The organism is Paraglaciecola hydrolytica (assembly GCF_001565895.1).
Taxonomy (GTDB): domain Bacteria; phylum Pseudomonadota; class Gammaproteobacteria; order Enterobacterales; family Alteromonadaceae; genus Paraglaciecola; species Paraglaciecola hydrolytica.
Window position 1 is genome coordinate 173,981 of record NZ_LSNE01000001.1, and the last position, 8,875, is coordinate 182,855.

General features: G+C 43.0%; 16 protein-coding genes. 15 read left to right on the plus strand and 1 reads right to left on the minus strand.

Annotation, left to right across the window (positions count from 1 at the left end; genetic code table 11):
* Positions 1-6: 6 nt before the first annotated feature.
* The 15 genes from rplE (at position 7) to rplQ (ending at position 7,766) form a co-directional block, all read left to right on the plus strand.
* Positions 7-546 (plus strand): 50S ribosomal protein L5, encoded by a 540-nt coding sequence (gene rplE / locus AX660_RS00770; RefSeq protein WP_068371031.1) that lies wholly within the window; start codon positions 7-9, stop codon positions 544-546.
* 11 nt (positions 547-557) lie between these two features.
* Positions 558-863 (plus strand): 30S ribosomal protein S14, encoded by a 306-nt coding sequence (gene rpsN / locus AX660_RS00775; protein WP_068371035.1) that lies wholly within the window; start codon positions 558-560, stop codon positions 861-863.
* A 12-nt stretch (positions 864-875) separates the two neighbouring features.
* A complete protein-coding gene (gene rpsH / locus AX660_RS00780) occupies positions 876-1,268 on the plus strand; it encodes a 30S ribosomal protein S8 (protein WP_068371038.1) in 393 nt (130 codons plus the stop codon).
* A 10-nt stretch (positions 1,269-1,278) separates the two neighbouring features.
* Positions 1,279-1,812 carry a 50S ribosomal protein L6 gene (gene rplF, locus AX660_RS00785; protein WP_068371041.1) on the plus strand — a complete coding sequence of 178 codons (534 nt, stop codon included), beginning with the start codon at positions 1,279-1,281 and terminating at the stop codon, positions 1,810-1,812.
* A 12-nt stretch (positions 1,813-1,824) separates the two neighbouring features.
* Complete coding sequence (gene rplR, locus AX660_RS00790) at positions 1,825-2,178, plus strand: 50S ribosomal protein L18 (protein WP_068371044.1); 354 nt, start codon at positions 1,825-1,827, stop codon at positions 2,176-2,178.
* Between the two features lie 9 nt (positions 2,179-2,187).
* The gene (gene rpsE / locus AX660_RS00795; RefSeq protein WP_068371047.1) at positions 2,188-2,691 is read left to right on the plus strand and encodes a 30S ribosomal protein S5; all 504 of its coding nucleotides are present in this window, start codon (positions 2,188-2,190) and stop codon (positions 2,689-2,691) included.
* A 6-nt stretch (positions 2,692-2,697) separates the two neighbouring features.
* Positions 2,698-2,877 (plus strand): 50S ribosomal protein L30, encoded by a 180-nt coding sequence (gene rpmD, locus AX660_RS00800; protein WP_068371050.1) that lies wholly within the window; start codon positions 2,698-2,700, stop codon positions 2,875-2,877.
* A 3-nt stretch (positions 2,878-2,880) separates the two neighbouring features.
* The gene (gene rplO / locus AX660_RS00805) at positions 2,881-3,315 is read left to right on the plus strand and encodes a 50S ribosomal protein L15 (RefSeq protein ID WP_068371053.1); all 435 of its coding nucleotides are present in this window, start codon (positions 2,881-2,883) and stop codon (positions 3,313-3,315) included.
* Positions 3,316-3,320: 5 nt separating this feature from the next.
* The gene (secY, locus tag AX660_RS00810) at positions 3,321-4,640 is read left to right on the plus strand and encodes a preprotein translocase subunit SecY (RefSeq protein ID WP_068371056.1); all 1,320 of its coding nucleotides are present in this window, start codon (positions 3,321-3,323) and stop codon (positions 4,638-4,640) included.
* A 24-nt stretch (positions 4,641-4,664) separates the two neighbouring features.
* A complete protein-coding gene (rpmJ, locus tag AX660_RS22715; protein WP_082768678.1) occupies positions 4,665-4,778 on the plus strand; it encodes a 50S ribosomal protein L36 in 114 nt (37 codons plus the stop codon).
* A 124-nt stretch (positions 4,779-4,902) separates the two neighbouring features.
* A complete protein-coding gene (gene rpsM / locus AX660_RS00815) occupies positions 4,903-5,259 on the plus strand; it encodes a 30S ribosomal protein S13 (protein WP_068371058.1) in 357 nt (118 codons plus the stop codon).
* A 14-nt stretch (positions 5,260-5,273) separates the two neighbouring features.
* Positions 5,274-5,666, plus strand: a complete 393-nt coding sequence (gene rpsK / locus AX660_RS00820) for a 30S ribosomal protein S11 (RefSeq protein ID WP_068371061.1) — start codon at positions 5,274-5,276, stop codon at positions 5,664-5,666.
* A gap of 24 nt (positions 5,667-5,690) precedes the next feature.
* Positions 5,691-6,311, plus strand: coding sequence for a 30S ribosomal protein S4 (gene rpsD / locus AX660_RS00825; protein ID WP_068371064.1), 621 nt, complete (start codon positions 5,691-5,693; stop codon positions 6,309-6,311).
* A gap of 22 nt (positions 6,312-6,333) precedes the next feature.
* Positions 6,334-7,323 (plus strand): DNA-directed RNA polymerase subunit alpha, encoded by a 990-nt coding sequence (locus AX660_RS00830; RefSeq protein ID WP_068371067.1) that lies wholly within the window; start codon positions 6,334-6,336, stop codon positions 7,321-7,323.
* A gap of 41 nt (positions 7,324-7,364) precedes the next feature.
* Positions 7,365-7,766 (plus strand): 50S ribosomal protein L17, encoded by a 402-nt coding sequence (gene rplQ, locus AX660_RS00835; RefSeq protein ID WP_068371070.1) that lies wholly within the window; start codon positions 7,365-7,367, stop codon positions 7,764-7,766.
* 62 nt (positions 7,767-7,828) lie between these two features.
* Here rplQ and AX660_RS00840 read toward each other — a convergent pair whose 3' ends face one another.
* Positions 7,829-8,602: a hypothetical protein gene (locus AX660_RS00840; RefSeq protein ID WP_235594624.1), complete on the minus strand. Its 774-nt coding sequence runs from the start codon at positions 8,600-8,602 to the stop codon at positions 7,829-7,831.
* Positions 8,603-8,875 lie beyond the last annotated feature (273 nt).

Sequence of the window (8,875 nt, forward strand, 5' to 3'; positions counted from 1 at the left end):
AGTACGATGGCGAAACTGCATGATTTCTATAAAGAAACGGTAGTAGCGGAACTTGCTAAGCAGTTCAACTACAAAAGCGTCATGCAAGTCCCTCGGATTGAAAAAATCACTCTAAACATGGGTTTAGGTGAAGCGGTAGCAGACAAAAAGGTGTTGGAAAACGCCACGGCTGACATGCAAGCAATTGCTGGTCAAAAACCCGTTGTAACTGTTGCTCGTAAATCTGTAGCGGGTTTTAAAATCCGTGAAGGTTATCCGATTGGCTGTAAAGTAACCCTACGTGGTGAACGTATGTGGGAATTCTTTGAACGTTTAGTTTCTATAGCAATTCCTCGTATCCGCGATTTCCGTGGCTTAAATCCTAAGTCATTTGATGGTCGTGGTAACTACAGCATGGGTGTGCGTGAGCAAATTATTTTCCCTGAAATCGACTTCGATAAAGTGGATAAAATTCGCGGTATGGATATCACTATCACTACCAGCGCTCAAACCGATGCGGAAGCTCATGCGTTGTTAAGCGCATTCCACTTCCCGTTCAAAAAGTAAGGTGTAGGGTTATGGCAAAAGAATCTATGAAAGCGCGCGAAGTAAAACGCGCCAAGCTAGTAGTTAAGTTCGCTGATAAGCGTGCCGAGCTAAAAGCAACTATCAGCGATATCAACACGTCTGACGAAGACCGTTGGAATGCTGTTCTTAAGCTACAACAATTGCCACGTGATTCATCAATTGTACGCAAACGTAATCGTTGCCGTATAACTGGTCGTCCACATGGTTTCCTACGCAAGTTTGGCCTCAGCCGTATCAAGTTGCGTGAAGCAGCGATGCGCGGTGAAGTGCCTGGCCTTAAAAAAGCCAGTTGGTAAGGAGTAGCTGATATGAGTATGCAAGATCCTATCGCGGATATGTTTACCCGCGTTCGTAACGGCCAAATGGCTGGCAAAGTAACAGTGTCTATGCCTTCATCTAAATTACGTGTTGCTATCGCAAACGTATTAAAAGAAGAAGGTTATGTGGCTGAATTGTCAGTAACTGGTGACGTTAAGCCTGTATTGGAAATTACGTTAAAGTATTTCCAAGGCAAAAAAGTTATCGGCAGCATTGAGCGCGTAAGTCGCCCAGGTTTGCGCATCTATAAGAAAAAAGATGAGCTTCCTAAAGTATTGGGTGGTTTAGGTGTGGCTATCGTGTCTACCTCTAAAGGTGTGATGACTGACCGTGCAGCGCGTAAAGCGGGCATGGGTGGTGAGATCATCGGCTACGTAGCGTAAGGGGAATAGAATGTCACGTATAGCAAAAGCGCCCGTTGATATCCTGTCTGGAGTAGAAGTTTCTATCGCCGGACAAGTTGTCACATTAAAAGGTACAAAAGGTACATTAAGCCGCACATTTAATGATGCAGTTGAGATAGTACAAGAAGAGAACCAATTGAAAACTTTACCTCGTGAAGGCAAAGTTAACGGTTGGGCTCAAGCTGGTACAGCTCGCTCATTGTTAAACGCCATGGTTATTGGTGTATCTCAAGGTTTTGAGAAAAAACTATTGTTGAATGGTGTTGGTTATCGTGCGGCAGCGCAAGGTAACAAACTGAACCTGACTTTAGGTTTCTCACACCCCGTAGCATACGAAATGCCTGCTGGTATTTCGGTTGAAACTCCTACCCAAACTGAAATCCTCGTTAAAGGCGTTGATAAGCAGTTGGTGGGTCAAGTTGCAGCTAACATCCGTGGATACCGTCCGCCAGAGCCTTACAAAGGTAAAGGTGTGCGTCTCGCCGATGAAGTTGTGCGTCGTAAAGAAGCTAAGAAAAAGTAGGTTGGTGATACGATGGATAAGAAAACAGCTCGCTTGCGTCGCGCTACCCGCGCCCGCAAAAAAATTAGTGAACTGGCCGCGCATCGCTTGGTTATTAACCGCACTCCACGCCACATATACGCTCAGTTAATCGCTCCAAGCGGTTCTGAAGTATTAGCGGCGGCTTCTACTGTTGAAGCTACTTTACGTAGCAGCGTTAAGTACGCTGGTAACGTTGAAGCAGCAATAGCAGTTGGTAAAGCGATTGCAGAACGTGCTATCGAAAAAGGCATTAAGAAAGTCGCTTTCGATCGCAGCGGTTACAAGTATCACGGTCGAGTTAAGGCATTAGCTGATGCTGCTCGTGAAGCAGGTCTTCAGTTCTAGGAGTTAATTATGGCTAAAGTAGAAGCTCAACAACAAGGCGACTTGTTGGAAAAACTAATCGCCGTAAACCGTGTATCTAAAGTAGTTAAAGGTGGTCGAATCTTTAGCTTTACTGCTTTGACAGTAGTGGGTGACGGTAACGGTCGTGTTGGTTTTGGATACGGTAAAGCACGTGAAGTGCCTGCTGCTATTCAAAAAGCAATGGAAAAAGCTCGTCGCAATGTTGTATCGGTTGACCTAAATGGCCATACCTTACAACACGCGATAAAAGGTCGCCATTCTGGCTCTAAGGTTTATATGCAACCTGCATCTGAAGGTACTGGTATTATTGCCGGTGGTGCGATGCGTGCAGTCCTTGAAGTAGCTGGCGTACATAATGTACTTTCAAAATGTTACGGATCGACGAATCCAATTAACGTTGTGCGTGCAACTATCAATGCGTTGACAGAAATGACTTCGCCTGAACAAGTTGCTGCTAAACGTGGATTGTCAGTAACACAGATTTTGGGGTAATTGAACATGGCAACGATTAAAATAAAGCAGACTAAAAGCTCTATCGGTCGTTTACCTAAACATAAGGCAACCCTTACTGGTTTAGGTCTTCGTCGCATCGGTCATGTTCGTGAGTTAGAAGACACCCCTTCTGTCCGTGGCATGATCAACCGTGTATATTACATGGTTGAAGTAGTGGAGGAGTAACAGATGCATTTAAATACTTTGGCTCCTGCACCAGGAGCAAAAACATCTCGTAAGCGTTTGGGCCGTGGTATCGGTTCTGGTCTTGGAAAAACTGGTGGCCGTGGTCACAAAGGTCAAACTTCTCGCTCAGGCGGAACAGTTAAACCTGGTTTTGAAGGCGGACAGATGCCAATCCAACGTCGTCTACCTAAGTTTGGTTTTACTTCTCGTAAGTCTTTGGTTACTGACCAAGTGACGTTGAGTGAAATCTCTCGTGTAGAAGGTGATGTAGTTTCACTAGAAACTTTAAAAGCAGCAAGTCTTGTTAAAAAAGAAATGTTGTACGTTAAAGTGCTTAAAAGTGGTGAAATCACACGCGCTGTTACGATTAGCGGTTTAAAGGTAACTAAAGGTGCCCTTGAAGCAATTCAGGCAGCTGGCGGTAAGGTAGAGGAATAGGCTAGATGGCTAAACCAGGATCGGATTCGAGCGCAAAAGGCGGCTTGAGCGAGCTTAAATCGAGGTTGTGGTTCGTACTTGGTGCGATCATAGTATTTAGGTTGGGCTCTTACGTGCCTATTCCTGGTATTGATGCAGCTGTGTTGGCAGACTTGTTCGACCAACAAAAAGGTACCATAGTGGAAATGTTTAATATGTTTTCAGGTGGAGCTTTAGAGCGTGCATCGGTTCTTGCCCTAGGTATTATGCCTTACATTACAGCCTCCATCATCATGCAGTTGCTTACTGTTATGCATCCGTCGATGATGGAATTAAAGAAAGAAGGCGAAGCCGGACGTCGTAAAATTAGTCAATACACAAGGTATTTCACTTTAGTGTTGGCTACTTTCCAAGCAATTGGAATTGCGACTAACTTACCTAACCTGATTGCAGGTTTGGTGATTAATCCCGGTTTTGGTTTTTATTTTACGGCAGTAGTGAGTTTGGTCACTGGTACCATGTTTTTAATGTGGTTAGGTGAGCAAATTACTGAACGTGGTATCGGTAACGGTATCTCTATTTTGATTTTTGCCGGTATTGTATCTGGTCTACCAACTGCCTTAGGGCAAACGGCAGAGCAGGCTAGGCAAGGTGACATTAACTTATTGTTCTTGTTGTTGATTGGGGTAATTATTATTGCCATCACTTATTTTGTTGTATTTGTTGAGCGTGGCCAACGTCGTATCGTCGTTAACTATGCAAAACGTCAACAAGGTCGTAAGGTTTTTGCAGCGCAAAGCACGCATTTACCTTTAAAAGTGAATATGGCAGGTGTAATTCCACCTATCTTTGCATCAAGTATCATTTTGTTTCCTGGCACTATTGCTAACTGGTTTGGTCAAAATGAATCCTTGTCTTGGTTGCAAGATGTGGCCTTAATGTTGTCTCCTGGACAACCCCTTTATGTCATGTTTTATGCCGCGGCAATAATCTTCTTCTGTTTCTTCTATACTGCGTTGGTATTTAACCCACGTGAAACGGCTGACAATTTGAAGAAGTCTGGTGCTTTTGTACCAGGGATACGCCCAGGTGAACAAACATCACGCTATATCGATAAAGTAATGACGCGACTGACTTTAGCTGGTGCGCTTTATATAACCTTTATTTGTTTAGTGCCTGAATTCATGTTGATTGCATGGAATGTTCCTTTCTATTTTGGCGGAACTTCACTACTCATTATGGTAGTTGTAATCATGGATTTCATGGCGCAGGTGCAGACCCATTTGATGTCTAATCAATATGAGTCTGTTCTTAAGAAAGCTAATCTTAAAGGCTACGGTCGTTAAGATGGCATTTTACGGAGTGATGAAATGAAAGTTCGTGCATCCGTCAAACGGATTTGCCGTAACTGCAAAGTCATTAAGCGCAACGGTGTTGTTCGTGTGATTTGTAGTGAGCCTAAGCATAAGCAAAGGCAAGGTTAATCGAACGGTTTGAGGGTCGTCTAGATACGCTAGCGCCTCAAACCTTTATTTGCAATTTAGTCGTTGGGTAAGTATCCTATCGGGCTTTTTAGGCCGACGACAATAACTAAGAGGAGTACTGTTAATGGCCCGTATCGCTGGCATTAACATCCCTGAGCACAAGCATGCTGTAATTGCTCTTGAAGCAATTTTTGGTATCGGCTCCACACGTGCGAAAAGCATTTGTGTTGCTGCTGGTGTTGCAGAGAGCACCAAGATTAAAGATCTTGATGAAACACAGATTGATAAATTACGTGATGAAGTAGCTAAATTCACTGTTGAAGGTGATCTACGTCGTGAAGTATCAATGAGTATTAAACGTTTGATGGACTTAGGTTGCTTCCGTGGTATTCGCCACCGTCGTAGTCTTCCTCTACGTGGTCAGCGCACTAAGACTAATGCGCGTACCCGTAAGGGTCCTCGCAAAGCAATTAAAAAGTAAGCGGGGAATAAGATATGGCTAAAGCTCCTATTAAAAGCACGCGTAAGCGCGCAAAACGTCAAGTTGCAGATGGTATGGCTCATATCCATGCGTCTTTCAACAACACAATAGTGACAATTACTGATCGTCAGGGTAATGCTCTTTCTTGGGCTACATCAGGTGGTTCAGGTTTTCGTGGTTCACGTAAATCTACCCCTTTTGCTGCACAGGTTGCTGCTGAGCGTGCCGGTACTGCCGCACAGGAATTTGGTTTGAAAAACATAGAAGTGTTCGTTAAAGGTCCAGGTCCAGGTCGTGAATCTGCGATCCGTGCTTTGAACGCTGCTGGTTATAAAATCACTAATATTACCGATGTGACGCCTATTCCTCACAACGGTTGTCGTCCACCGAAAAAACGTCGCGTTTAATCGACGGACAGTTGGAGAAAGATCATGGCAAGATATTTGGGTCCAAAACTCAAACTTAGCCGCCGCGAAGGAACTGATTTGTTCCTTAAAAGTGGCGTTCGAGCAATCGAATCTAAATGTAAAATTGATACCGCACCTGGTCAACATGGCGCCCGTCGTGGCCGCTTGTCAGACTACGGTGTACAGTTACGTGAAAAGCAAAAAGTTCGTCGTATGTATGGCGTACTCGAAAAACAATTCCGTAACTACTATAAAGAAGCAGCACGCTTAAAAGGCAACACAGGTGAAAACTTGTTACAACTTTTAGAGCAGCGTTTAGACAATGTTGTATATCGTATTGGTTTTGCTAGTACTCGTGCTGAAGCACGTCAATTAGTTAGCCATAAAGCCATTTTGGTAAACGGTAAAGTTGTTAACGTTCCTTCTTTTAATGTTTCTGCTGAAGATGTTGTTTCTGTTCGTGAAAAAGCCAAAAAACAAGCTCGTATTGTTGCTGCGCTTGAACTTGCTGAGCAACGTGAGAAACCAACTTGGATTGAAGTAGACAGTAAGAAAATGGAAGGTACTTTTAAACGAGTTCCTGAAAGAGCTGATTTGTCTGCTGAGATAAATGAACAGTTGATCGTCGAACTTTACTCTAAGTAAAGATAAAAGAAGAGAGGAAACAATGTCGGGTTCTGTAACTGAATTCTTAAAACCAAGATTAGTTGAAATTGATAACGTCTCGTCAACTCGTGCCAAAGTTACTCTTGAGCCTTTGGAGCGCGGTTTTGGTCACACTTTAGGTAATGCGCTGCGTCGCATTTTATTGTCATCAATGCCTGGTTGTGCCGTAACCGAAGTTGAAATCGATGGTGTGTTGCATGAATACAGCACCAAAGAGGGCGTACAAGAAGACGTTATCGAGATCTTGCTTAACCTTAAAGGTTTAGCGGTGCGTCTTGAAGGCAAAACCGAAGCAACACTAACTCTAGTGAAATCCGGTGCGGGCCCAGTATTAGCTGGAGATATTCAGCATGATGGTGATGTAGAGATTGTTAACCCTGACCATTTAATTTGTACTTTGACTGGCGATGCTCAAATTAGCATGCGCGTTAAAGTAGAAATGGGTCGTGGTTATGTACCTGCATCAACTCGCCGCTCTTCTGAAGAAGATGATCGACCTATCGGCCGTTTGTTGGTAGATGCCTCATTCAGCCCAGTAGAACGTATAGCTTATAATGTTGAATCGGCACGTGTTGAACAACGTACTGACCTTGACAAGCTAATCATTGATATGGAAACCAACGGAACTATTGATCCCGAGGAAGCAATTCGTCGCGCGGCTACAATTTTAGCTGAGCAATTAGACGCCTTTGTTGAACTTCGTGATATTTCAGAGCCTGTTGAGAAAGAAGAGAAGCCGGAGTTTGATCCGATTTTACTTCGCCCAGTTGATGATTTGGAATTGACAGTACGTTCTGCTAACTGTTTGAAAGCTGAAGCCATCCAATATATTGGTGATCTTGTACAGCGTACCGAAGTTGAGTTGTTGAAAACACCTAACTTGGGTAAAAAGTCTCTAACAGAGATCAAAGACGTACTTGCTTCTCGTGGACTTTCTTTAGGCATGCGCCTAGAAAATTGGCCACCTGAAAGTATCGCAGAAAAAGATTAATCAGGTTTAATATAAACTGATTTGTAAAGAAGGATAAAACTATGCGCCATCGTAAGAGTGGTCGTCAGTTAAATCGTAACAGCAGCCATCGTCAAGCAATGTTTAAAAATATGGCTGGCTCTTTGGTTAAACATGAGTTGATTAAAACAACTTTGCCCAAAGCGAAAGAACTGCGTCGCGTAATTGAACCTCTTATCACACTTGCTAAGCAAGACAGTGTTGCTAATCGCCGTTTGGCTATGGCTCGCACAGGTGATAAAGAAGTAGTTGGTAAATTATTTAATGAACTTGGCCCACGTTATGAAGCGCGCCCAGGTGGATATATCCGCATTTTAAAATGTGGTTTCCGCTCTGGTGACAATGCTCCTATGGCTTATGTTGAGTTGGTTGACCGTCCTGAAGTTGAAGCAGTTGAAATAACTGAAGAAGCATCAGCGGAATAATACTCCAAAAATGAAAAAGCCGGGCAAAGCCCGGCTTTTTTGTATCTGAATAAAATAGTATATTAATTCTTTTTATCTAAAGCCTGCGCAAATTCTTCCGCTGTTGCTCCACCATTAGTTGCATATATCTCTAGCTGATCTAGCGCTACCCCAGAATTCTGAGCGGTTTCAATGATCTTTTTCACTTGCTCCCTTTGCGCTGCTGATTCTCTTACCGCAGTCGTCACTACTTGCTCGGCATTGTTAGGAAAAGCCGCTAACAACGCCTCAACAACATACTCTCCAACTAAAGGCACTGCGCCAATTGCTGAAGTTAATATCTCAACTATTTTACTGGGATGCTCTCTAGCTAAAGACTGTACTATATAGTCGGCAGAATCTGGTTCAGTCACTACCGCTATTCTGACTATTTCGTCTAATTCATTCGGAGTGGAGTTAGCCGCGGCGGTGACAACAAAATCAACATAACTAGGATCAGCGTTAATTGCTGTTTCAACAATGCTGGTGCAATTAAGCCCTTTACCTAGTGCAATAGTAACAACTTCTTGAGTCAGAGTAGGCTGCGCAGATATAGCTGCGTGGATAATCTGTTTATATTGCTCGGGATATAAATCTAACGCGGTATCAATAACACTGGCTGCTTCTTGCGGATAATGTCTAACGATACTTTTTATCGCTCTACTTATCGACATATTTTGGGCAACTTGATTTTGTACAAAAGCGATGGTGAGTGATGTATCGCGTTGTTCTTCGTTACTTTCTATAGCGTTAGCCAAATTAGCGTGTATTAGTGCACTCAGCAAAACTGTACTACATGCCATTTTTTTATAATTCATCTATAACCACCGGACTGCTTTATTAACTTTGTTAAGACATCCCTGTCGTATATAGGTTCAATTTAACAAGTTATTTACCAAATAAACAGGCATTAAACAGAAAGCTCATTAAATGTTCATAAAGGAAGTTATTTTTATTATTTTTTAAATAGAGTATTGACCTAGAGAGATAAGTCTATAGAATGCGCCTCCTCGCTTCGGGACAGACTTGAAAGAGTCATTTAAGTCCAGAGGTTGAGTCGCTAAAAGACTGTACGTAAGTCAGGAAATTAG

Coding starts and splice junctions, on each gene's coding strand:
- rplR (WP_068371044.1), top strand. CDS start 1,825: ATGGATAAGAAAACAGCTCGCTTGCGTCGCGCTACCCGCGCCCGCAAA.
- AX660_RS00840 (WP_235594624.1), bottom strand. CDS start 8,602: ATGAATTATAAAAAAATGGCATGTAGTACAGTTTTGCTGAGTGCACTA.
- rpsK (WP_068371061.1), top strand. CDS start 5,274: ATGGCTAAAGCTCCTATTAAAAGCACGCGTAAGCGCGCAAAACGTCAA.
- rplO (WP_068371053.1), top strand. CDS start 2,881: ATGCATTTAAATACTTTGGCTCCTGCACCAGGAGCAAAAACATCTCGT.
- rpsE (WP_068371047.1), top strand. CDS start 2,188: ATGGCTAAAGTAGAAGCTCAACAACAAGGCGACTTGTTGGAAAAACTA.
- rpsD (WP_068371064.1), top strand. CDS start 5,691: ATGGCAAGATATTTGGGTCCAAAACTCAAACTTAGCCGCCGCGAAGGA.
- rpmJ (WP_082768678.1), top strand. CDS start 4,665: ATGAAAGTTCGTGCATCCGTCAAACGGATTTGCCGTAACTGCAAAGTC.
- rplQ (WP_068371070.1), top strand. CDS start 7,365: ATGCGCCATCGTAAGAGTGGTCGTCAGTTAAATCGTAACAGCAGCCAT.
- rplE (WP_068371031.1), top strand. CDS start 7: ATGGCGAAACTGCATGATTTCTATAAAGAAACGGTAGTAGCGGAACTT.
- rpsH (WP_068371038.1), top strand. CDS start 876: ATGAGTATGCAAGATCCTATCGCGGATATGTTTACCCGCGTTCGTAAC.
- rpsM (WP_068371058.1), top strand. CDS start 4,903: ATGGCCCGTATCGCTGGCATTAACATCCCTGAGCACAAGCATGCTGTA.
- secY (WP_068371056.1), top strand. CDS start 3,321: ATGGCTAAACCAGGATCGGATTCGAGCGCAAAAGGCGGCTTGAGCGAG.
- rpmD (WP_068371050.1), top strand. CDS start 2,698: ATGGCAACGATTAAAATAAAGCAGACTAAAAGCTCTATCGGTCGTTTA.
- rplF (WP_068371041.1), top strand. CDS start 1,279: ATGTCACGTATAGCAAAAGCGCCCGTTGATATCCTGTCTGGAGTAGAA.
- rpsN (WP_068371035.1), top strand. CDS start 558: ATGGCAAAAGAATCTATGAAAGCGCGCGAAGTAAAACGCGCCAAGCTA.
- AX660_RS00830 (WP_068371067.1), top strand. CDS start 6,334: ATGTCGGGTTCTGTAACTGAATTCTTAAAACCAAGATTAGTTGAAATT.